The organism is Nocardia sp. NPDC020380, from assembly GCF_044386975.1.
In the GTDB taxonomy this organism is placed as follows: domain Bacteria; phylum Actinomycetota; class Actinomycetes; order Mycobacteriales; family Mycobacteriaceae; genus Nocardia.
Genome location: NZ_JBIRVQ010000010.1, coordinates 88241 through 109742, shown reverse-complemented (window position 1 = coordinate 109742; position 21502 = coordinate 88241). Strand labels below are relative to the sequence as shown.

The following is a 21502-nucleotide window of genomic DNA, read 5'->3' as shown; positions in this document are numbered from 1 at the left end:
GTTATCTTCCGGGAACAGGCCCGCAGGCCGCGAGCATGTCGGACAAAGCGGCCTTCTCGGTGGGCTGGACGGTCAGCGACCAGCGGGTTTTCACGCCTATCCAGCGTCGCGCGTAGTCACACCAGTACTCCTGCCGCGGTTTCCACTGGTCCGGAGTTTTGGAGCCCTTGTCCTGATTGGCCTGTTTCTGCACTGCCAGCAGGTTGCCGACATCATTAGCAAACTTTTGGCGTTGGTCGGCGTTCCATTCGGACGCACCCGAACGCCACGCATCGCCGAGCGCCACCACGTGATCGATCTCGATATCGGAGGCCTTGAACCGGTTGTAGGGCAGCTGCGCGCCGGTGTAGGGATCGTGCAGGGTCCCGGACAACGCCAGGCACGAATTGCTTTCTCCCAGACGCACATCCGTGAGATCCCGTTTCATGACATCCTCGCGTGCGGTGCAACCGTCGCTCAACTTCGGTTCACCGCCGCGGCCGGACCAGCCGGGCCCGAAAGCATTGCGCTCGTACGACTCCCAGTTGCGATTCCGGGCCACGGCGAGCCGATCCAGATCGGTGTGGGCCTGTTGCGTGTCGGGGACGGCGGTGCCGGTGGATTCGTCTGTGACCGGCCTGTCGGTATGTGTGCTTTCGTGCCGGTCCAGATACAACGCCACCGCGGTCGCGGCAACGGCCGCGAGCAGCACGGTGCTCGCCAGGAATCTGCGCCGGCGGCGCGGCGCGGGCGTCCGGGAGCGCGGTGCCATGCCGGGAGCTTAAGTGCCAGTCCGGAAGTCCCCGGACAGAGACACGCCCGCCGCACGGAGTGCGACGGGCGTGAAACCCATGCGAGCGGCCCGAAGACCTCAGACGGTGGCGGCAGCCAGCGTCTCCGTCGACTGCACGGCCTGCCCGACACCCGCCACGATGGCGGCCGCGCGCAGCGCTTCGAAGATCACCTCACGCGAGACGCCCGCCTCGCGCAGGGTGTGCTCGTGCGCCTCCAGGCAGTGCTGGCAGCCGTTGATCGAGGAGACCGCGAACGACCACAGCTCGAAATCGGCCTTGTCCACACCCGGATTGCCGATGATCTGCATGCGCAGTCCCGCGCGCAGATCGTCGTAGCGGCCGTCGAGGAACGCCTTGCCCCGGTAGAAGACATTGTTCATGCCCATGATCGAGGCGGCGCCCAGTGCGGCGTCGTACGCCTCCGCCGACAGTGTGTCGGCGGCTTCCTCGGCGATCTCGCGCAGCGTGGTGGCCGAACGGGTGGCGGCCGCCGACGCGAGCAGGGTGCCCCACAGCTGCTGCTCGTTCAGCACGGTGGTGCGCGAAATCGAGGAGAGGTTGAGCTTCAGATCCTTGGCGTACTCGGGTAGCGAGTTCTTCAGGTTCTCGATGGTCACGATGAAAACCCTTCTCAGACCGACGCGGTGAGGAGCTCGCCGGCATTGATGGTCGGGTCGCCCTTCTTCCAGTTGCAGGCGCACAACTCGTCGGACTGCAGGGCGTCGAGCACGCGCAGCACCTCGTCGACATTGCGGCCCACGGAACCCGCGGTGACCGAGACGAACTGGACCTCGTTGTTCGGGTCGACGATGAAGGTGGCGCGGTCGGCGACGCCGTCGGCATTGAGAACGCCGGTGGCGGCGGCCAGTTCGCGCTTGAGGTCCGAAAGCATCGGGAAGGGCAGGGTCTTCAGGTCCTCGTGCTGGGCACGCCACTGGAAGTGCACGAACTCGTTGTCGACGGAGGCGCCGAGCACCTGCGCGTCACGATCGGCGAATTCCTCGTTCAGCTTGCCGAACGCGGCGATCTCGGTGGGGCAGACGAAGGTGAAGTCCTTCGGCCAGAAGAAGATGATGCGCCACTTGCCCGCGTAGTCATCGCTCGAGATCTGGGTGAAGTAGTCGTCGGGCTGCTGAGCATTGACCTTCGACAGATCACCGCCGATGACAGCCTTCAGGTTGTAGGCCGGGAACTGGTCGCCGATGGTCAGCAGTGCCATGCTTGCTCCTCTTCGTAGTCGTTTCGATCGTGTCGTGACTGCTGCGAATGATCTTTCCCGAACCTCGGTAAGAGGTAAAGGTGATCGGTCGCACTATACTGATAGGCGTGACTGATCAAACTTATCAGCCGACCCTGTCACAGCTGCGTGCGTTCGTAGCCATCGCCGAATATCGCCACTTCGGTACCGCCGCAGCCCGGCTGAGTGTGAGCCAGCCAACGTTATCGCAGGCCCTGGCATCATTGGAAAACGGACTCGGACTGCAATTGATCGAACGCAGTACCCGCCGAGTGCTGGTGACACCCGCCGGAAAACGGTTGCTGCCGCAAGCTATTGCGACACTCGAGGCAGCCGACCGATTTGTCGCATCCGCCGCGGGTTCGGGACCGGGCGGCACGCTGCGCATGGGGATCATCCCGACAGTAGCCCCGTATGTACTGCCCACGCTGTTACCTGAATTACGCACCCAGCTACCCGGTTTGGTGCCGCACGTGATCGAAGACCAGACCGCCCGGCTGCTCGACGGACTGCGGTCCGGGGTCCTGGACGTGGCGCTGCTGGCGCTGCCGACCGAGGCCTCCGGGGTGGTCGAGATACCCCTCTATACCGAGGAGTTCGTGCTGGTCGTGCCGCGCGGGCACGGCTACGCCGGACGCCCCGATCTGAAACCCTCTGACCTGGACTCGGTTCCGCTGCTGCTGCTCGACGAGGGGCACTGCCTGCGCGATCAGACGCTCGACCTCTGCCGCGCCAACGACGCCCACCCGGGCACGGTCGGGGATACCCGCGCCGCCTCGCTGGCCACGGTCGTGCAATGCGTGGCAGGCGATCTCGGGGTCACGCTGATCCCGGAAATGGCGGTCGCCGCCGAAACCTCGCGCGGCACGCTCGAAATCGCGCGTTTCGCCGCCCCGGCGCCGGGCCGCACCCTCGGGCTCGCCTACCGCGCGTCCACGGCCCGCACCGATGATTACATCCGGCTCGCGGAAATCATTCGCGCGCACCGGCCGGAATGAGAGTTCCCACTCCGGGGTCTCTCACATCACGTCCCTGAAACCCCCGCACCACGCCCGGGCGATCTGCGAGGTTGCGCCGGTTCGGGGTGTCTGGGAATGTCGGGCCCATGCGGATTCACCACCTGAATTGCGGCACCATGGGAATGGGCATGGTCGACCACTGCCTGCTGATCGAGACGCGCGACTCCCTCGCACTCGTCGACACCGGCTTCGGGGTCGAATGCGTGCGCAATCCCCGCAAGATGGTGGGACTCAGCCGATTCATGCTGCGCCCGAAACTGTCCGAGACCGAGACCGCGCTCTGGCAGATCCGGGCCCTCGGCTACGACCCGCGCGATGTCCGGCACATCATCCTCACGCACCTCGACCTCGATCATTCCGGCGGACTCTCCGACTTCCCGGAAGCCACCGTGCACGTCCACGGTCCGGAGTTCCGGGCCGCCACCGCCACCCCCACCTTCTCCGAACGACTGCGCTACCACGCGGCGCAGTGGGCGCACGGACCCAAGTGGATGGTCAACGAAATCGAGGGCGGCGAAGACTGGTTCGGCTTCACCGCCGTCCGGGATCTGCCCGGCCTGCCGCCGGAGATCCTGGTGGTCCCGCTGCACGGCCACACCCGCGGACACGCCGGAGTGGCCATCGACTCCGGGCGTGGCTGGCTACTGCACGCCGGAGACGCCGCATATCTGGGCAGCTCCATCGCGGCCGAGAATCCGAATACTCCACTGATGTGGCAGATGTATCAGGCCGGGGCCATCGTGCCCGCGGCATACCGGGAGAACCAGCGGCGGCTGCGCGAACTCAACCGCCTGCACGGACCTCAGATCTCCGTGATCACCTCGCACGACCCGGAACTGTTCCGGCGCTTCGCCGGAACGCAGGCGCGTGCATGAACCGCGGCTGGGCCAGGCGGTTACCCGAGCCGGAGCAGCCGCTGTTCGTGTATGGGACGCTGCGGTTTCCCGGAGTGGTCACCGAATTGATCGGGCGGGCACCGGCGTCCGAGCCCGCGCGGCTGCCCGGACACCGGACGGCCGCGTTGCCCGGCCGCGTGTATCCGGGACTGGTGACCGCCGCCGGCGCTGTCGCGCACGGGTTTCTGCTGACCGGGCTGTCCTCCGCGGACTGGCGGGTACTCGACGCGTTCGAGGACGACGAATACTTCCTGAAACCCGTCTCCGTGCACGCGGGGGAGTGCGAGACCTACGCGTGGACCTACGCCTGGACCGCCGAAGTGACGCACGATGATTGGTCGGCCGACGCCTTCGCCGCCGAACAACTCCCGCGGTACCTGCGGAAATGCGCTGCCTGGCGCAACGATCTGATCCTGCTCAACGAGACTGTATGACACAGGCCACAGTTCTGCGGTAGAACGTGATCGCATGGAGACTGCAGCCATCGTCACGGGCGCGCGCCGCCAAGGCCTCGGGGATCTGTTGCGGCGCAGCGCCGCCCGGCAGCCGGACAAGACCGCCCTGGTGTGGCGGGAACGGCGCGAGAGCTTCGCCGAACTCGACGCCGCCGTGAACCGGGTGGCGCACAGTCTCGCCGATCGCGGTGTGGCGCGCGGCGATCGGGTGGCGATCTACTCGCACAACTGCCGCGAGTTCGTGCTGCTGTACTTCGCGCTCGCGCGGCTGGGGGCGATCTCGGTGCCCATCAACTTCATGTTGAAGGCCGATGAGGTGGCTTACATCCTCGCGCATTCCGGCTCGACCGTGTTGATCGCCGAAGATGCTTTGGCCGGTGAGGCCGAGACGGCGGTGAAACAGCTGGGGGACAGCGAGATCGGGCTGTTCGGGTGGATCGGACTCGGTGGGCCGGCTGTCGCGTCCGGCTGGGAATCGGTGTCCGAGTGGGAGAATCACGCCGACAGCTCCGAACTCGATATCGCGGTGGGGGAGGACGACCCCATCCAGCTCATGTACACCTCCGGCACCGAATCCCGCCCCAAGGGCGCGACCCTCTCCAGCCGTGCCCTCATCGCCCAATACGTGAGCGTGGTGATCGAAGGCCGAATGACCGCCGACGACATCGAAGTTCACGCCCTCCCGCTCTATCACTGCGCGCAGCTGCACTGCTTCCTCACACCCGACATCTACCTGGGCGCGTCCCGCCCGGCGTCATCGGCGAAATCGTCCACCGCTCACCGCAAGCGATGCTCGGCTACTGGAACGACCCCGCCAAAACCGCGAAAGCCTTCCGCAACGGCTGGTTCCACAGCGGCGACCTCGGCGTATTCGACTCCGACGGCTACCTGAGCGTCGTCGACCGCAAGAAGGACATGATCAAAACCGGCGGTGAGAACGTAGCCAGCCGCGAGGTCGAAGAAATCCTCTACCAGCACCCCGAAGTCTCCGAAGCCGCCGTCGTCGGCATCCCGCACGCCCATTGGATCGAGGCGGTCACCGCAATCATCGTGGTACGCAGCGGATTCCACCCCACCGCCGACGACCTGATCGCCCACTGCAAGGCGCGCCTGGCCGGCTACAAGGTCCCCAAATTCATCGCCTTCGCCGCAGACCTACCCAAGAACCCCAGCGGCAAGATCCTCAAACGCGAACTCCGCACCACCTACACCCACCTGGCCGATCAACCACTCACATGATCGATGTTCGCCTTGTCGCCGGGATCCTGGCTGGCCACCCCCGCGAACCAGGCATCCAGAATCTCCGTCAACTGCGCCCCCGACGTCAACCGCAAACTCAAGGCCAGCACATTCGCGTCATTCCACTTCCGCGCACCCTCCGCGGTATACGCATCCACACAGAGTGCGGCCCGAATCCCGGGCACCTTGTTCGCGGCGATCGAGGCACCCGTTCCTGTCCAGCAGCAAACCACAGCCTGCTCGGCCCGCCCTTCGGCGACATCCCGAGCCGCGGCCTCACTGGCCCAAGCCCAATCATCCCGCTCCTCGGGCTCCAACGCCCCGTGCGGGATAACCTCATGCCCCCGCCGTCGCAACTCCTCGACCACGCACCCCGCTACGCCGACATTCTCATCCGCCGCCACTGAGATCCTCATACCGGCAGTATCTCTCCTACTCGAACCACATGCGCCGGGCGGTTCGGGGGTCAGGCGGTCCAGGTGAGTGGGTAGTTGGTGTAGGCCGCGGTTTCTGCTGTGAATGTCACGCCTACTGCGCCCAGGTCCTCGCGGGCTTGGATCCGCATCTCCTTCAAGTTGTCCATTTGTGCCGCATGCTCTTCGGAGTCCCAGATGCTCACCTGTGTGAGTGACCCGTCGGGGGAGACTCCCGCGTACCAGTGGAGGAAGCCGGGCAGTCGCTGGATGGCCGGAATCAGGTACTTCGAGGTTTGCTCGTCTGCGGCGACGACCGCGTCGTACAGGCTCGGGTCGAAGGTGACGCGTCCGACACGGACGACTGCTGTGCTCGGCAACGACTCTGGCATGGGAATCCCTTCTGCGATAACGGCAGAACGCTATCCGATCGGAATCGATTGCGCCCGCTCAGCCTTGGCGGGTCGGTCGAATGGTGAGGTCGCCGATTTCGACGTCGTCGGGCTGGTCGATCGCGAAGGCGATCGCGCGAGCCACCGCGGTGGGGTCGAGGCCGAGATCGGCCATGCTCCGGCTCATTTGGTCGCGTACGGCGGGATCGTCGACGGCGTTGTCGATGAGTTCGGTGTTGACGTAGCCGGGGGAGATCGATGTCGTGCGCAGCATTCCGTCGGTGCTCTCCTGTCGCAGGCCCTCCAAAAGGGTGCGTACCGCGTTCTTCGTGCCGGCGTACACCGCTTGAGTGGGGACGATCTTGAGGCCGGAGGTCGAGACGACGGTGACGAGGTGGCCACTGCCCTGACGACGGAAAACCGGTAGGGCCGCGGCGATTCCGTGCAGGATGCCCTTGACGTTGACGTCGATCATCGCCGACCAGCCCTCGACGTCCAGGTCGGCGATGGGGCTGATCTTGCTGATCCCGGCGTTGCCTACCAAGACGTCCAGGCGGCCGAAGTGGTCGACTGCTGTGGTGACGAGCGACCGCAGGTCGTCGGGCTCGGTGACGTCCACGCGGGTGGCGGCCGCCTTGCCGCCGGCGGCTTCGATCTCGGCGACCAGCCGGTCGAGCCGGTCGGTGCGGCGGGCGCCGAGCACGACGGCCGCACCGAGTGCGGCCAGGTGGCGAGCTGTCGCTTCACCGATTCCGCTGCTGGCGCCGGTGATGGCGATGACTTTGCCATGGATGGTCATGACGATCCTCCGTCTATAGTGGACACATGTCCGGTTACATCGACGACCTTAGCGGACACGTGTCCGCTTCTGTCAAGAGCGGCGGAACGCAACGTGCCGACGCACAACGCAACCGCGAACGGATCCTGCAAGCCGCACGCGAACTCGTGCACGAGCCGGGCGAACTGAAGCTCAACGCCGTCGCGAAGGCCTGCGGCATCGGGCAAGGCACGCTCTACCGGCACTTCCCTACCCGCGAGGACCTGCTCGCCGAGGTGTACCGCCACGAGGTGGACGACCTGGTCAGCGCGGTGCCGGACCTACTCGCAACACATCGGCCACTGGATGCGCTGGCGGCATGGTTCGACCGGGTCGCCGCCTACGCGCGGGTCAAACGCGACGTATTCGCCGCCTTCGAGGCCGGAACCTCGCGTGACCTCGCCGCCCACAGCCTCGGCCCGATCGGCGAGGCGATAGAACTACTGCTCGCCGCCGGCCGCTCCGACGGCAGCATCCGCGCCGACGCCGAAGCCCGCGACGTCATCGTCCTCATCGGCTGGCTTTCCCGCCTCGACGATGTAGAACTCGACGCGCGCGGGCCGCGGCTGCTGTCGATCCTCGTCGACGGTCTTCGCGCGAGCCGCTCGTGAGGCTGCCGCGGTCGACGGTGGCCGCACCGACTCGAACGCACAACCCATGATCTGACCAAGAATCCGGCAGGTCGGCGGCCACTCGACGCTTGACACGAACTTAGTTCGTTATATAGAACTTAGATCGTAGATAGAACTTAGTTCGTAACGATTTCTCGGAGGTGCGTGATGCGAGTTTCGGTTATCGGAGCCGGTCTCGGCGGTTTGGCTCTCGCGCAGGGTCTGCGTGGCGCCGGGATCGAGGCGGGCGTGTTCGAACGCGACCCGGGCATCGTCGCGCGGTTCCAGGGCTACCGGCTCGTGTTGAACCCCATCGGTTTTCAAGCGGTGCGCGACTGCCTGCCCGCGCGCTGGCACCGCCTACTCGACGAGATCGTCACGCACGCCTCCGCCGAGCAGCTGATCCTGGACCCGCAACTGAACGAGATCGGCAAGCTCGGCGGGGGCCGCACCGGCATCGTCGTCGACCGGCAGGTGCTGCGGCACCTGCTGCTGACCGGCCTCACCGTGCGTACCGACGCCGCCCTGACCGGCTACGACCTGCTCGCCGACGGCAAGGTCCGAGCCGAGTTCGCCCGCCGCGACCCGGCCACCGCCGACCTGCTCGTCGGCGCGGACGGCATCACCTCCGCGGTCCGCGGCGTGCTGTCACCGCAAACCACCCCGACCGACACCGGCGTCCGTTTCGTCATCGGCCGCACCCCACTGACCGGCGAGTTCGCCGACCTGTCCAAGGCCTACGGCTCGAAGATCGCCGGCGACGGCGTCAGCCTGCTGCTCGGCGCGATGATCTTCCCGACTCCGCCGAAGCAGGCCGCCGAACAACTGGCCCCCGAAGTCACGCTGCCCGATATCGGCGACTACGTGCGCTGGGCCATGATCCTGCCCCCGAACGGCTCACTGGACGACCTGACCGCACAGGACGCCGTGCTCTCCCACATGGAAGGCTGGCACCCCCAGCTACGCGCACTGATCGAGCAGGCCGACCCGGACAACAGCACCCTGCTGTCCATCCGCGTGGTCAAACCCGGTGAGCGCTGGGCATCCGGCCCGGTCACGCTGCTCGGCGACGCGATCCACGCCACCTCCCCGACCGGCGGCAACGGCGCGAACACCGCCCTGCGCGATGCGGACCTATTGCGTCGCTGCCTGATCGAGGCCAACGAAGGACGCCAGGATCTGCTCAGCGCGGTCGCCGACTACGAGCAGCAGATGCTCGAATACGGCGCCGAAGCCGTCCACAGCAGCCTCGAAAAACTGCCCGCCTTCGCCCCCGAAGCGAAACTGTCCTGAGACTGTTCGGCTAGTCGTCGGGCGAGGCGCGACGGTTGCGTTTCGTGATGCCACGCCGCTTCTTCGCGGCAATGCGACGGTCCTTCGAGCCCCGAGAGGGCTTGGTAGCGCGGCGATCCGGCGGCGGCGCGGCAGCAGCGTCCCGCAATAGCGAGGCCATCCGATCACGAGCGGTCGCGCGATTCTGCAACTGCGCACGCTGCTCCGACGCGGCGATCGTCAGCACCCCGCCGACCAATTGGGTGGCCAGCCGCTCGAGCATCCGAGTACGCAGCCACTCCGGCACAGACGGTGAATTGGCGAGATCGAACGACAGCTCCACCCGGCTATCGGTCGTATTGACGTGCTGTCCCCCTGGCCCGGACGACCGCGAAAACCGCTCGCGCAACTCGGATGCCGGTATCACCAGCCCCCGAGTCACGATCAGATCGTCCGCCATGCCTCCATCTTCGCAGCGATCAGTCAGCCGGTTGCGGAGCGACGACCGATACGGTCGTCGGCTGGCTGATGTCCGGCTGAACATCCGGGATCAGCAGGTGACCCGCGAATCCGCCGACCATGAAAGCCCCGATGACGATGGCCGCGATCTTCGAATTGATTCGGCGAGGCTGCTGAACGGCGAACATGCCGAAGTTCTTTACCGAGCCACGTGTCTGGTCGTACATGGTTCCTCCAAAATTTTCGGGCCGCCCCGGCGCGGTGGTTCCACACCGTCGAAATACCCAATGCCTCTCTCCGACTGTGTTTTCGGAGTTCGAGACGTCAACGCGAATTACGCTCCTAGTAGTAGCACGCTGAGACGAGTCGATCCATGGGTGAGCGGCGCCACAATCGGCACCGCTCGATCCCGAATATGACCTGCAGGACAGCCCTTTCGTAGACCCTCGACAAATCGTCACCGACAATCGGTGGAGCGATTCGGAGAATCACACCAAGGAACCGTCGAATTCGCCGGGCGAGACCCCGCTCGCGTGTGCACGCCGTCACCATGAGATCTCCGACACCATCCTGGCGTGACACGGGCTTCCCGCCCCGACCTGTGGGTCCGTGCCGAAAGTTGGGATCGGTAGGTGACCCGCGCGGCATCTACTTTCCCCATGACATTTTCTCAACCTCCCGCCAACCAACCGCAGTCCACCGGCTTGGACAAGAAGACCAGCGCCATCCTGTCCTACGCGCTGGGCTGGCTCACCGGAATCATCTTCCTATTCGTGGGAAAGAACGATCCCGACGTGAAATTCCATGCCTCACAATCGATCGTCTTCTTCGGAGCGGTCTCGGTGGTCAACATCGTGCTGAGCATCGTCGGCTCGCTCCTCGGAGGACTGGGGATCATCTTCAGCATCGTCGGCCTCCTGGTCGCGCTCTTCGCGGTGGTCGTCTGGATCATGGCAATGGTCCAGGCGAACAACACCGGCGGCGTCCGCGCACCCCTTCCCATCGTCGGGAAATTCACTGCCCCCTATGCGGATCAGCTGGCCGGCTCGGTCAAGTAGCGGCAGTCCGAAGACCAACGGCTCGAGGCAATCTCGGGCCGTTGGCATCTGCCCGCCAGGCCTATCGGGTTGCGCCGAGCCGCATTTGGATCTGCTCTTCGACGATCTCGTAGCCCAACCGCTGATAGATCCCGTTGCTCGTCGGATTCGCCTTGTCGGTGAACAGCAGCACCACACGATTTCCCGCGTCCAACGCGGCCTGCGACACATGGTGCGTCACCGCCGCCGCATAACCGTGCCCGCGATGCTCCGGTGGCGTGGCCACGATACCGACCCGCACCATCCCCGCAACGCTGCGCGAGAGCGAGGCAACCGACACCGGCTCCCCGTCGACCTCCCACAACCAGATCCCGTTGTAGGACAGTCGCTCACCGATCTGATCGAACGGCACCGAAGCATCCTCCTGCTCGAACACCTTGGTGAAATCCTCCAGCACCTCCCGATCGGACTCCTGAGCACGCCGAGCCCGCCCCGCCGTCGGCCGAGGCGCCACCAACCCACCCAACCGATACAGAAGCTGGTACCCGACAACCTCGGACCCACGCCGCGCGGCCTCAGCAAAGGCCCGCACAACCTCAACCGGCCCGGCAACAAACTCGACTTCCCGACCGGCGTTGTTCAACGCCGCAACCAACTCGCCCGTATCCCCGGCACCAAGTCCGAACAGACTCAACGGAAACGGCCGCGTCTGCACGATCGCCCCGCAAACCCGACCATCCCGCGTCAACCAGCCGAACAACGGCGGATTCGGATACCCCGGCACATTCCCAGCGGCAACAGTCGCGCTCACAGTCAACGCGACATTGAATTCCGCAGGCCGAGACCGCAAAAACTCCCCAGCCGCCCCCAGATACCGCCCGACATCGTCACTGAACGTCCAGCCCATCCCACCCATGCTGCCGAACCGAGCCCTGCACCGCATCCCAATTGATTGCGAGCCACCCAGCTATCGATTGGTGTGGCTTATCAACAGACCGCTGATTGCCCGTTGATAGGCCAGGTTCGGGGTATCAGACTGGCGGAGCGGCTCGAAAACGGGTGGCCTGCAAAGGTTCTGCGTCGAGTCTTGGAGCGCGGGTGGTTCTCGCCACCGCGGATGCTGTTCATCGAAGGAAGGTTCACCATGACCGAGGCATTGCCGGCGACCGCGGTTGTCCGAGTCGGACTCGCCAGTTTCGACCCGAGCAAGTTCGCCGAGTTCGATGCGCTCGCCAGGAAGCAGGCGGAGTACCTGACGCCGGCCATCGGGCAACTGCCGGGTATTCGGCACTGGTACAGCGCCGTTTCGCCGGAAGGTTCGTATGCGAATGTCAGCATCTGGGACTCCGAAGAGCAGGCGAACCAGATGAACGACCTGAAGGAAATGGCAGTCGTCGCACGCGGCGAGATGGCGGCGATCGGTGGCATCACGTTCCACCCGATCGTCAACCACCCCATCACCTGGACCCTCTGAATCGAGCGGTCGCCCGGTGCACGGGATTCCCTTATTGACCGAGTGATTGATCCCGTGCACGAATTCGATCAGGCGCTGCCGCCGCAGGTCGACGGACAGCCTGATCGAACCACGCCGGGTATCGGGCGTTGGGTTGCCGCCGGATTGGGAGTCGGGCTCGCCACCGGACTCGGCGGCGGTGCGTTTCAAGCCTGGCAGGCGTGGCGCCCCGCACACCCCATCGGAGCGGATCTTTTCGCTGGGATAACCGCCACGACTTGGGACTTCACGACCGTGATTCCGGTCGTTGTAGGCCTGACGGCAGCACTGGCGGTAGGCGCTCCGACACTGACGCTGTTCACCGCCCGGCAGTCAACCCCACTCCGGATGTGGACCATCGCCGCCACGCTCATAACCCTCGCGGCGGTGGTGTTGTGGCCCCTGGCGGCCGCCTGGACGTCGACAGTGTCGCTCGAGACGATCCAACTCCTCTCGGGCGTCGACCCCAACGGCCACTACTGGCCTCAGCTCATCCTTGCGCCGGCAGCGCTGTGGTGGCTCATCGAGTCGATCGCCTTCGCCCTCACGCTGTTCGGATTGCACACGACTATCCGGCGACGCACCAACTCGGACCAGCGCCGAAAACTCACACCCCGTGTCCTACTCGCAACCATTGCCTTGACACTCGTTTTCAGCGGCGTCTTCGCGGCAATCGCGCATCAGACCAACGGACAGCTGATAGTTCACGTGGTCCCGAACTAGGCCACATGTCGACGTCGCGGAGTATCGACCCTGAGCTAGGGGAGTCTGGTGTCGGCGAAGACCACCATCGCGTCGCGGTAATACTCGGCCAGTCCGGGTGCTATCTGCTCGAAATTCGTTGTGTAGGTGGGGTCGGAGAGGTAGGTCTGGGCCAGCTTCTTGAATGCCTGTGCGTCGGGGTTCCAGGTCGGTCGGATGAGTTGGTATGCGGCATCGATCTCGGACTGCACGATGGGGTCATCGACCGGGGTCCCCGACATCATGGATTCGGCCATGCGGATCATCGCTGCCGTTGTCTCCCTTTGCATCTGCTCTGTTTCTTCGGCGCTCAATGAGTCGGTGAACTGTTTCGACCGATCCCACGCCTGCTGTTGATCCGGCCAGTGTTGCGCTATTTCCGATTCGTATCGGCTCGGGTCGAAGCCTTCGAAAAGGTTCTCCGGCCTGTTGATCTCGGCCATGCCCGGTGTTCCTTCCTGCGCCTCGAGTTCCTCGATGGTGCGGGCGACGGTGTGCGCCACTCGAGTAAGGCGGTCACGCTCACCGAGCAATCTCGTGTGGTGCGCGCGCAACGCCTGCAATCGGTCGGTCTGCCTGTCGAGAATCGCGGCGATATCGTCGAGCCCCAGATCCAGTTCACGTAATACGAGAATCTGCTGTAGCCGCAGCAGTTGTTCTTGCTCGTAGTAGCGATAGCCGTTGCTGCGGACCCCCGCCGGCGCGAGCAGCCCTATCTCGTCGTAGTGACGAAGCGCTCGCGCCGTCACTCCGGACATGCGGGCTACCTGCGCAATCGACCAGGACACGCCCTCACCTCCCGCTGGAACTCCGCCGGTCCGCCCGGCACCTTCGACGCTAAACATTGCCCCAGCGTGAACGTCAACACCGCGGCTGTCCTCAGCGTCAAGGGTGTAGATAGACGCCGGGTTGTGCCAGGTGGGTGATCGTTTCGGGGAGATTGCCGTCGGTGCGGCCGAACGCCAGGTCGAAGTAGGTGCGGAGGTAGGTGCGTTGTAGGTCGAGGGATCGGCTGGGGTTGGCGTTGCCGATGATCGACTCGGTGGTGGTGGCGGGGAGTAGGCCGGCGGTGGTCAGTTGGGGGAGGATCAGGCCTACGTCGTTGAAGGACATGTGTTCTGTTCCTGATAGGCGTAGGGGGATTTTTGCTCCGGAGTTGTTGGGCCAGAAGGGGTCCCAGTTCTCGCGGTTGAGCCATCGGGGGTTGTCGTTGCCGAGCATGAGGAGGGGGCGGTTCAGGCCGTCGGCGACGACCGGGCCGAGTAGCGGGCCGTCCAGGTTTGCTCCGGCGCGGATACGCGGGTCGTCGTGCATGGCTTGGGCGGTGGTGGAACCGCCTAGCGAGTGGCCGAACATTCCGACTCGGGTGGGGTCCAGACTGGGTGCCAGGTCTACGGTTTCAGCGGTTGCCGTTCCGGTTGCGATGTCGGTCAATCGGTTCAGGACGAAGCGGGTGTCGGCTACGCGGACCGGGAGTAGTACGTCGCTGAGTACTTCCGGAGGTGAATCCAGGGGGATCACGGTTCGTTCGGTGCGGCCGTCGGGGAATTGGACCGCGAATGCTTCGTGGGTGTGGTTGATCGCGGCCACGATGTAGCCGTGGCTCGCGAGATCCTCTGCTTGGGCGGTGCTCAATCCGGCGGGGTCGTCCATTCCCGGCGAGAACAGCAGGATCGGGAAGGGGCCACCGGCGGTGCGAGCGGGTGCGTCCAGCTGGCTGTGGCCAGGGCCGAATTCCCATCTGTCCGGGTCGATACCGAGATCGGTGAGATCGCTGGTCTGGGCTTGCAACGCGCCGCCTGTTATCCACGGTGTGGTCGGGGCGGACGCGGAATCTGCTGCCGGGTACCAGATCCTGACCATCAGCTCGCGGCGCTGGTCGGCTCTCCACGGATCCGGTCGATCGGAGTCCTCGAACCGAATCTCGGTGACGCCCACCGGGAGATCTCCGGTGGGCGCCGGCAGCGAGATCACCACGGCGGGCGGCGAATCCGCTGTCGCGTGCGCAATGGTGCCGTCGACGGAGAACATCATCGACACAGCAGTGACAGCAAATGCGAGACGGTGCAGGGTGTTCGGGCGGCTGACGGTCATGATCAGTTCACCCGTTCAGTGCGGTCAGGATGTAGGGCCGGGCCTTCCAGAGTTCGGCTTCCCAGTACTTCCAGGAATGGGTGCCTGCGAGGGGGAAGTCGTAGACGGCGGGGATGTTCAGGGCGTTGAGGCGGGCTTGCAGGGCGCGGGTGCCGACCATGGCGAGGGATTCGATCCACATGGCGTCGAAGGTGTCGACTACGCCCATGGCGGAGGTGGGGTGGTCGTATTCGGCGGGGGCGCCGGTGGCGGCCGAGATGTACATGGGGACGCCACGTAGCTGGGGTGCGAAGACGAAGGGGTCCATGCGCAGCCAGGCGGGGCTCCACGGCGGGGCGAGGGAGTCGCGGTTGAATTGGCCGGCGGAGAGCATCATCAGGCGCATGGCCTCGGGCATGCCGGGGGCGGTCAGGTTCAGCGGGCCCGAGAAGGAGGAGGCGTGCTTGAACTGGCCGGGGTAGAAGGCGGCCAGGCGCAGGGCGGCCGGTCCGCTCATCGAGAGGCCCGCCACCGCGTTGTTCGTGCGCGAAACACCGTATCCGGCAAGAAAATCGGGCAGTTCCTTGGTGAGGAACGTTTCCCATTTGTAGGTGAACTTCTGGCCGTTGGTGTTGCTCGGCGACAACCAGTCCGCGTACCAGCTGGATTGGCCGCCGACCGGCATCACCAGGGTCACGTCGTCGTTCTCGAACTGCTGCATGGCATTCGTGTTGATGACCCAGGCGTTCTGGTCGTCGCGGGCGCGCAGGCCGTCGAGCAGGTAGAGGGCGCCGCTGCCGCCGTTCTTGGCCCACTGCACCTGGACCTTCACCGGTCCCATGCTGGACGGAACCATCAACTCTTCGAACCCGCCGGCGGGCGTCCGATGTACCGGACCGAAGGCCGGGGCGGCGAGCGCTACTTCCGGGGCCGATACCGCAGCAGCCAACAGGATCGCCAGTAACGCACCACCTACGGCCAAAAGCCTTTCACCCCAAGAGGATTGGGCTGGCGCCCGCCGAGCCGAAATCGCTCTCGACGGACCGGTGATATCGGGACGCATCAGTATTCCCCTCCGCTTCCGCGACACTCCCTGCCGCAGAGGCAACTTGGTTGCGATATCCCGCATCGACCCCCGACTTGCCGACACAAGTGAAGCGCAGAGTTGTCAAACCTGCGCCCGCTGAAGGGTATTCGACACCCGCAGTTATGACAAGACGAGCATCAAAATGCAACGTTTCCGACGAGTGGGACATGTCAGCGGGTGTGTCAGGTGCGCGTCAGGCCGGTATCAGGCCGACCGGCGACTGTAGTCACATGAACGGCTCAGCGAACACAGTCGCCGAACGGTTCACCGGCCGGGTTCAACGACCCGGCAATCGAATTCACACACCTGAGGAGACAGTCATGACCACCTTCCAGACCCCCGGACCGATCGCCGTCGATATCGATGTGGCCGGCGGCGCCGTCACGGTCATCGCATCCGACCGCACGGACACCACCGTCGAGGTAGTGCCCACCAACCCCTCGAAGAGCCGCGACGTGAAGGCGGCCGAGAAGACCTCGGTCGAGTTCGCCGACGGCGTCGTGCGGATTCACACCGCCGAGCCCCAGAACCGGTACTTCGGCTCGTCGGGGTCGCTGCAGATCACCGTCCAGGTGCCCGCCGGCTCCCGCATCGAGGGCCATACTGCCGCAAGCGAATTGCGCGGTGTCGGCCGCCTGGGCGACATCGTCTTCGATGGCGCGTACCGGCAGATCCAGATCGACGAGGCCGCGAGCATCCGCCTGACCGCGGTCGACGGCGATGTCGAGGTCGGCCGGCTGGGCGGTCCCGCGCAGATCACCACCGCTCGGGGCGCCATCCGAATCGGCCAGGCCGTGCGCGGTGCGGTCGTACTGCACACCCAGCAGGGCGACATCTCGGTCGGCGCCGCGCCCGGCGTCTCCGCTTCCCTGGATGCGGGCACCAGCCATGGTCGAGTCAGCAACGCCCTGAAGAACAATGGCGCGACCGAACTGGATATCCGCGCGACCACCGGCCAGGGCGACATTGCCGCCCGTAGCTTCTGACCGGCGGCGACTCGATCCGCTCGCTCCGGGCTCAGGTCATCTGGATCGAGCGGATCGAGTTGCCCATGACCATGCGGTCGATGGTGCTGGTAGCGCTGCCGGGGTCGCTCGCGGCGCCGACCGTGACGAGCAATGGCACGTAATGGTCGGCCGTCGGGTGCGCGACCTCGGCACCGGGCGCCTTGCGCCGATAGTCGGTGAGGGCATCGACATCGCCGCGCCCGAGCGCGTCGGCGGCCCACTGGTCGAAGGCCTCGGTATGGGCCACCAGGTTCGGGCGGCGGAAGACCGCGAAACTGTGGGTCATGAAACCCGAGCCGATAACCAGAATGCCTTCATCGCGAAGAGGTTTCAGGCGTGCACCGAGCTCGACCAGGGCGGCGGGATCGAGGCTCGGCATCGACAGCTGGACGACCGGAATGTCGGCCGCGGGATACATCGCCATGAGCGGGATGAACGCACCGTGGTCCAGACCCCGGTCGGTGTGCTCGTGCACCGAGGTCCCGAGTACGCCCGCCAGCCGTCGCGCGAGTGTCGTCGCGTCCGGGGTTGCGTAGGGCAGGGTCTTGTAGCGGGGGTGGAAGCCGCTGAAGTCGTAGTAGAGCGGGGTGCCCGCCGCGGCGCCCGTGATCGCCGCCGGTGCGTCCTCCCAATGCGCCGAAATGATCACGATGGCCCGGGGTTTGGGCATGGACTGCGCCCAGGTGAACAGGTCGTCGAGCCATTGCGGGTCATCGAGTGTGAAAGGCGCTCCGTGGCTGACGAACAGGCTCGGCAGCGGCCCGTCGGCGGGGACCCAGAGACGCTGGTCGAGGGCCTGGGGGAGGACCCGGGCGAGGTGATCGTCGTATGCGCCCGCTGGGATGTTGTCGGTCATGGCAGGTGGTTCCTTACCGGAGAGCGGACGCGGCCCGGGCGGCCTGATCGGCAAGCCGCCCGAGATGCGTTCCGCGAGAGTTGATCTCGGCGATGCTCAACCGAAGATCGGCGTTTCGGTGGTGTAGAGGAAACGGGTCTTGGCGCGATCGATGAAATTCTCCTCGTCCGCGGCCACGGTCGTGGTGTAGGTCTCCGAGGTGAACCATCGTGCGGCGTCGGCGATGTCGTCGACCCACACCTCGGCGACGCCGTCGGAGTAGGTGGTGCTGACGCCGGGGATCTCGTCGTCGGTGGGCAGCAGCTGAACGTAGCGCCGCACTGGGACTTCGCCGCCCGGCAGGCTCGCGATCAGGGGCGTGTGCTGCTGGGTCCAGTACTCCACGAACTCCTCGTGGGTGAGGTCGTCCCGCCGGGTCAGGAAGATGCTGAGCTTGATCATCGAGGATTCCTAGCTATCGAGTTTTTACTTGCCTGGGCAACTGAAAACGTACACCCGATTCGCTTGCCTGGGCAATAGAAATTTGTTTCCCAGGCAAGTAAAGTGACCCGTATGGACGAACCGACGCCATGGCTCGACGCCGAGCAGCAGCAACTCTGGCAGGACCTGCTCACCGTCGTGATCGCGCTGCCCGCCGCCCTCGACCGCCAGCTCCAGCGCGACGCCGGCATGTCCAACTTCGAATACAGCGTGCTGGCCCGGCTGTCGATGTCCGACCAGGACACCATGCGGCTCAGCGAACTCGCCCGCGACTGCGACAGCACCCTCCCGCGACTCTCGAAACTCATGGACCGCTTCGAGACCCGCGAATGGATCACCCGCCGAATCGACCCCACCGACGGCCGCTACACCCTCGCCACCCTGACCGACTCAGGCCGGGAAAAGCTCGTGGACAGCGCCCCCGGCCACGTCGCCCAGGTCCGCCACCTCGTCTTCGACCCACTGACCACCGCCCAACGCCGCAACCTCGGCACCGCCCTCTCCCGCATCGCCGAATCCGTCCGGCGCGAAACCGGAGGCGGCTCAACCGGGTGACGAATCCGCTATGTTGTGAGGCGGACAACGCTGGTGCAGGTCGAAGTTCGCTGGTCAGCCGGATTCGATCGGAAGGTCTGCCATGGTCATCGCGGGGCTGGTACTCGCCGGGGTAGCGGCGGTCGTGCACGTGTTCATCTTCTACCTGGAGTCGATCGGCTGGACGGGCGGCTTGGCTCGCAAGACCTTCGGCATGACCCGGGAAGAGGCCGAGGCGCAGCGCGAGCTGGCCTTCAATCAGGGGTTCTACAACCTGTTTCTGGCTGTGGCTGTGGTTGTCGGGATCATCGTCTATGCGGCGGGACAGCACGCGGTGGGGGCGACGCTGGTCTTTGCCGGAGCGGGGTCGATGGTCGCCGCGAGTTCGGTACTGGTGCTGTCGAATCCGAGCCGGGCTGCTGCCGCGGCGAAGCAAGGGCTGATTCCGGCATTAGGTGTGCTCGCGCTGGCGATCGGGCTGATTATCTGACTGCCAGGCGGTCGAGGAGTGCGTCCTTGATCTGTTCTCGGGTGGTGCATACCAGCGCGAATGTCGCTTGCCGCATCAATCGTTCCGGAGTCGAACCGGACAGTGTGGCCCGGCTGCCCGTTGCGACCACGCCGGCTGCCGCGGTATCGAGTGCGGCACGGGCGATGTCGGCTCGCAACGCGTAGGTGGCGTCGGCATTGCCTGCGGCGCCGGGAAACCGGGACCGCAGTTCTTTGAAGAGCGCCTCGTGCGCCGAACTGTCCACGCCGAGCTCCTCGAGCTGGCGGACGCACCGCGCGAGCACGCCGAGCCCGAGCGCGCCATTCACCCAATCCGCGAGACTGCCGCGCGCCGCGAGAAACTCCGCCACCGGCCGGATACCGAGCATCGACGCACTCTCCACCCGCCCCCCGTCGAACGTCACCTGCACGGTCCGGCTGGCGTCGGCGGCGATCAACGGCACCGGCCGCACCGCCGACTCGTCCACATCGCTCACCGGAATCAGCAGCGTCGCAATGGATTCCGTACCGTCGATGAATACTCGGACGGCCGCGATGACCGCATCGATATAGCCCCACCCTGTCACGAACGGCGCCACTCCACGCAATACGAAGCCATAGTCCACCGGGTCCGCGAACAGGCTGGGCGGGTCGACCGCCCCGGCGTAGGACACGCCGCACCGGAACTGCCCGGCCCGCATGGGCTCCAGATACCGATCCCGCAGGGCAGCGTTCTCGGCGAACGCCACGGACCGCAATGCGCCGAGATGCTGCGCCCACACGAACCCCGTTGCCAGACACCCGCTGATCACCGTGGCCGCCGTATCGATCAGGACATCCGGCGTCATTCCCTCGGTCAGCGCGAACCCGTAGAACCCGCGCTCGGCCATCGTGTCGAACGCGGTATCCGGAATCCGCCCCACACGATCGACCTCCGCGGTTCCCGGCTCGAGCACCTCGTCGACCAGCGTCTCCGCCGCCCGAACCCAGTCTGTCGCCACTCGATCGCCCTCCCGAATCCTGGCCGCCCCCAACGACGCCCCCGCGAACCTCGGTCGCCCCGATCGTACGGCCGCGCCGATTGCGTGGCTACCGGCCTGCCGCGCGGGCCAGATCCTCCGGGTAGCGTGCGCCGGCGATGGCATCGGCGGGGGCTGCTGCTTCGATGCGGGCGAGATCCTCGGAAGTGAGGGTGATCTTGGTGGCGGCGGCGTTCTGTTCGAGGTAGGTGCGGCGTTTGGTGCCGGGGATGGGGACCACGTGGTCGCCGCGGGACTGGACCCAGGCGAGGGCGAGTTGGCCTGGGGTGACGTCTTTTTCGTCGGCCAGTTTGCGGAGGGCCGCGACGATGGCGAGGTTGCGGTCGAAGTTGGCGTCGGAGAAGCGGGGAAGGCGGCGGCGCATGTCGTCGGCGGGGAGGTCGGTGGGGGAGGTGAGGGCGCCGGTGAGGAAGCCGCGGCCCAAGGGGGAGAAGGGGACTATGCCGACGCCGAGTTCCGCGCAGGTGGGGGCGATTTCGGCTTCGATGCCGCGGGTCCACAGGGACCATTCGCTCTGCAGGGCGGTCACCGGGTGGACGGCGTGCGCGCGGCGGATGGTGGCGGCGGAGGCTTCGGAGATGCCGAGGTAGCGAACCTTGCCCGCCTGCACCAGTTCTGACAGGGCGCCCCAGGTCTCCTCGACGGGGACGTCCGGGTCCACGCGGTGCTGGTAGTAGAGGTCGATGTGGTCGACGCCCAGGCGCACAAGGGATTCGTCGCAGCACTGCTTCACGTAGGCGGCATCGCCGCGTGCGCCCGCCGGGCCTTGCTCGCCCCAGACGATGCCGAATTTGGTTGCCAGCACGACCTTGTCGCGCCGATCGGCGATGGCGCGGCCCACCAGGCGCTCGTTGGTCTCCGGGCCGTAGACGTTCGCGGTGTCGAGCAGCGTGACGCCGAGGTCCAGCGCCCGGTGGATAGTGGCGATCGATTCGTCATCGTTGTCGCGCACCCCGTAGGCCGAACTCATGCCCATGCAGCCGAGTCCCTGCGCGCCGACGGTCAGTTCGCCCAGCTTCCTGGTTCCGATCAAATCGCTCATGACTTCGACGCTACGACCTGGAGCCCACTCCAAGTCAACCC

At 65.7% G+C, this 21502-nt stretch carries 29 protein-coding genes; 13 read left to right on the top strand and 16 right to left on the bottom strand.

Features of this window, described 5'->3' with window-relative positions; all coding sequences use genetic code 11:
- Position 1 precedes the first annotated feature (1 nt).
- The 3 genes from ACH438_RS27520 to ACH438_RS27510 all read right to left on the bottom strand — a co-directional run bounded on the left by ACH438_RS27520 (position 2) and on the right by ACH438_RS27510 (position 1992).
- The gene (locus tag ACH438_RS27520) at positions 2–751 is read right to left on the bottom strand and encodes an HNH endonuclease family protein (RefSeq protein ID WP_397010217.1); all 750 of its coding nucleotides are present in this window, start codon (positions 749–751) and stop codon (positions 2–4) included.
- Positions 752–850: 99 nt separating this feature from the next.
- Entirely contained in the window at positions 851–1390 is a 540-nt protein-coding gene (locus ACH438_RS27515) for a carboxymuconolactone decarboxylase family protein (protein WP_397010215.1), read from the bottom strand.
- A 14-nt stretch (positions 1391–1404) separates the two neighbouring features.
- The gene (locus tag ACH438_RS27510) at positions 1405–1992 is read right to left on the bottom strand and encodes a peroxiredoxin (RefSeq protein WP_397010213.1); all 588 of its coding nucleotides are present in this window, start codon (positions 1990–1992) and stop codon (positions 1405–1407) included.
- A 107-nt stretch (positions 1993–2099) separates the two neighbouring features.
- On the opposite strand from ACH438_RS27510, the gene ACH438_RS27505 reads away from it, so the two are divergent.
- From ACH438_RS27505 to ACH438_RS27485, 5 genes are all read left to right on the top strand, one after another.
- Positions 2100–3008 (top strand): hydrogen peroxide-inducible genes activator, encoded by a 909-nt coding sequence (locus ACH438_RS27505; protein ID WP_397010211.1) that lies wholly within the window; start codon positions 2100–2102, stop codon positions 3006–3008.
- Positions 3009–3115: 107 nt separating this feature from the next.
- Positions 3116–3904, top strand: a complete 789-nt coding sequence (locus ACH438_RS27500) for an MBL fold metallo-hydrolase (RefSeq protein ID WP_397010209.1) — start codon at positions 3116–3118, stop codon at positions 3902–3904.
- Positions 3901–4359: a gamma-glutamylcyclotransferase family protein gene (locus ACH438_RS27495; RefSeq protein ID WP_397010207.1), complete on the top strand. Its 459-nt coding sequence runs from the start codon at positions 3901–3903 to the stop codon at positions 4357–4359. The genes ACH438_RS27500 and ACH438_RS27495 overlap by 4 nt, the downstream gene beginning before the upstream one ends.
- A gap of 34 nt (positions 4360–4393) precedes the next feature.
- Entirely contained in the window at positions 4394–5272 is an 879-nt protein-coding gene (locus ACH438_RS27490; RefSeq protein ID WP_397010205.1) for an AMP-binding protein, read from the top strand.
- Positions 5170–5619: a hypothetical protein gene (locus ACH438_RS27485; RefSeq protein ID WP_397010203.1), complete on the top strand. Its 450-nt coding sequence runs from the start codon at positions 5170–5172 to the stop codon at positions 5617–5619. Before ACH438_RS27490 ends, ACH438_RS27485 begins: the two co-directional genes overlap by 103 nt.
- On the opposite strand, the gene ACH438_RS27480 is transcribed toward ACH438_RS27485, so the two are convergent.
- The 3 genes from ACH438_RS27480 to ACH438_RS27470 are packed head-to-tail and all read right to left on the bottom strand — an operon-like array spanning position 5604 to position 7223.
- Positions 5604–6035 carry an RpiB/LacA/LacB family sugar-phosphate isomerase gene (locus ACH438_RS27480; RefSeq protein ID WP_397010201.1) on the bottom strand — a complete coding sequence of 144 codons (432 nt, stop codon included), beginning with the start codon at positions 6033–6035 and terminating at the stop codon, positions 5604–5606. The genes ACH438_RS27485 and ACH438_RS27480 overlap by 16 nt on opposite strands.
- A 50-nt stretch (positions 6036–6085) precedes the next feature.
- Positions 6086–6424 (bottom strand): hypothetical protein, encoded by a 339-nt coding sequence (locus ACH438_RS27475; protein ID WP_397010199.1) that lies wholly within the window; start codon positions 6422–6424, stop codon positions 6086–6088.
- A gap of 58 nt (positions 6425–6482) precedes the next feature.
- On the bottom strand, positions 6483–7223 hold the full coding sequence (locus tag ACH438_RS27470) for an SDR family oxidoreductase (RefSeq protein ID WP_397010197.1): 741 nt from the start codon (positions 7221–7223) through the stop codon (positions 6483–6485).
- A gap of 26 nt (positions 7224–7249) precedes the next feature.
- Here ACH438_RS27470 and ACH438_RS27465 point away from each other — a divergent pair, with 26 nt between their 5' ends.
- Complete coding sequence (locus ACH438_RS27465) at positions 7250–7852, top strand: TetR/AcrR family transcriptional regulator (protein ID WP_397010195.1); 603 nt, start codon at positions 7250–7252, stop codon at positions 7850–7852.
- 168 nt (positions 7853–8020) lie between these two features.
- Positions 8021–9145, top strand: coding sequence for an FAD-dependent oxidoreductase (locus ACH438_RS27460; protein WP_397010193.1), 1125 nt, complete (start codon positions 8021–8023; stop codon positions 9143–9145).
- Between the two features lie 10 nt (positions 9146–9155).
- On the opposite strand, the gene arfB is transcribed toward ACH438_RS27460, so the two are convergent.
- A complete protein-coding gene (gene arfB / locus ACH438_RS27455; protein ID WP_397010191.1) occupies positions 9156–9584 on the bottom strand; it encodes an alternative ribosome rescue aminoacyl-tRNA hydrolase ArfB in 429 nt (142 codons plus the stop codon).
- A gap of 19 nt (positions 9585–9603) precedes the next feature.
- Positions 9604–9810, bottom strand: a complete 207-nt coding sequence (locus tag ACH438_RS27450) for a hypothetical protein (protein WP_397010189.1) — start codon at positions 9808–9810, stop codon at positions 9604–9606.
- Between the two features lie 405 nt (positions 9811–10215).
- On the opposite strand from ACH438_RS27450, the gene ACH438_RS27445 reads away from it, so the two are divergent.
- A complete protein-coding gene (locus tag ACH438_RS27445; protein WP_397010187.1) occupies positions 10216–10641 on the top strand; it encodes a DUF4870 domain-containing protein in 426 nt (141 codons plus the stop codon).
- A gap of 61 nt (positions 10642–10702) precedes the next feature.
- On the opposite strand, the gene ACH438_RS27440 is transcribed toward ACH438_RS27445, so the two are convergent.
- Positions 10703–11527, bottom strand: a complete 825-nt coding sequence (locus ACH438_RS27440; protein ID WP_397010185.1) for a GNAT family N-acetyltransferase — start codon at positions 11525–11527, stop codon at positions 10703–10705.
- 72 nt (positions 11528–11599) lie between these two features.
- Here ACH438_RS27440 and ACH438_RS27435 point away from each other — a divergent pair, with 72 nt between their 5' ends.
- Positions 11600–12094, top strand: coding sequence for a hypothetical protein (locus ACH438_RS27435; protein ID WP_397010183.1), 495 nt, complete (start codon positions 11600–11602; stop codon positions 12092–12094).
- Positions 12095–12148: 54 nt separating this feature from the next.
- Positions 12149–12835, top strand: a complete 687-nt coding sequence (locus tag ACH438_RS27430; protein ID WP_397010181.1) for a hypothetical protein — start codon at positions 12149–12151, stop codon at positions 12833–12835.
- 35 nt (positions 12836–12870) lie between these two features.
- Here the strand turns inward: ACH438_RS27430 and ACH438_RS27425 are convergent, their stop codons facing one another.
- The 3 genes from ACH438_RS27425 to ACH438_RS27415 all read right to left on the bottom strand — a co-directional run bounded on the left by ACH438_RS27425 (position 12871) and on the right by ACH438_RS27415 (position 15989).
- Positions 12871–13641 (bottom strand): MerR family transcriptional regulator, encoded by a 771-nt coding sequence (locus ACH438_RS27425; RefSeq protein WP_397010179.1) that lies wholly within the window; start codon positions 13639–13641, stop codon positions 12871–12873.
- A gap of 97 nt (positions 13642–13738) precedes the next feature.
- A complete protein-coding gene (locus ACH438_RS27420) occupies positions 13739–14947 on the bottom strand; it encodes an alpha/beta hydrolase family protein (RefSeq protein WP_397010177.1) in 1209 nt (402 codons plus the stop codon).
- A gap of 7 nt (positions 14948–14954) precedes the next feature.
- Complete coding sequence (locus tag ACH438_RS27415; RefSeq protein WP_397010175.1) at positions 14955–15989, bottom strand: alpha/beta hydrolase; 1035 nt, start codon at positions 15987–15989, stop codon at positions 14955–14957.
- A 344-nt stretch (positions 15990–16333) separates the two neighbouring features.
- Between ACH438_RS27415 and ACH438_RS27410 the strand changes: the two genes are divergently transcribed.
- A complete protein-coding gene (locus ACH438_RS27410) occupies positions 16334–16999 on the top strand; it encodes a DUF4097 family beta strand repeat-containing protein (protein WP_397010173.1) in 666 nt (221 codons plus the stop codon).
- A gap of 31 nt (positions 17000–17030) precedes the next feature.
- Here the strand turns inward: ACH438_RS27410 and ACH438_RS27405 are convergent, their stop codons facing one another.
- Both ACH438_RS27405 and ACH438_RS27400 read right to left on the bottom strand, forming a co-directional pair.
- Positions 17031–17876, bottom strand: a complete 846-nt coding sequence (locus ACH438_RS27405; protein WP_397010171.1) for a DODA-type extradiol aromatic ring-opening family dioxygenase — start codon at positions 17874–17876, stop codon at positions 17031–17033.
- A 96-nt stretch (positions 17877–17972) separates the two neighbouring features.
- Complete coding sequence (locus tag ACH438_RS27400) at positions 17973–18317, bottom strand: EthD domain-containing protein (protein ID WP_397010169.1); 345 nt, start codon at positions 18315–18317, stop codon at positions 17973–17975.
- 111 nt (positions 18318–18428) lie between these two features.
- On the opposite strand from ACH438_RS27400, the gene ACH438_RS27395 reads away from it, so the two are divergent.
- Positions 18429–18911, top strand: coding sequence for a MarR family winged helix-turn-helix transcriptional regulator (locus tag ACH438_RS27395; protein WP_397010167.1), 483 nt, complete (start codon positions 18429–18431; stop codon positions 18909–18911).
- Between the two features lie 82 nt (positions 18912–18993).
- The gene (locus ACH438_RS27390) at positions 18994–19380 is read left to right on the top strand and encodes a DUF1304 domain-containing protein (RefSeq protein WP_397010165.1); all 387 of its coding nucleotides are present in this window, start codon (positions 18994–18996) and stop codon (positions 19378–19380) included.
- On the opposite strand, the gene ACH438_RS27385 is transcribed toward ACH438_RS27390, so the two are convergent.
- Both ACH438_RS27385 and ACH438_RS27380 read right to left on the bottom strand, forming a co-directional pair.
- On the bottom strand, positions 19373–20380 hold the full coding sequence (locus ACH438_RS27385) for an acyl-CoA dehydrogenase (RefSeq protein WP_397010163.1): 1008 nt from the start codon (positions 20378–20380) through the stop codon (positions 19373–19375). The two genes, ACH438_RS27390 and ACH438_RS27385, sit on opposite strands and share 8 nt — an antisense overlap.
- A gap of 88 nt (positions 20381–20468) precedes the next feature.
- A complete protein-coding gene (locus ACH438_RS27380) occupies positions 20469–21461 on the bottom strand; it encodes an aldo/keto reductase (RefSeq protein ID WP_397010161.1) in 993 nt (330 codons plus the stop codon).
- Positions 21462–21502 lie beyond the last annotated feature (41 nt).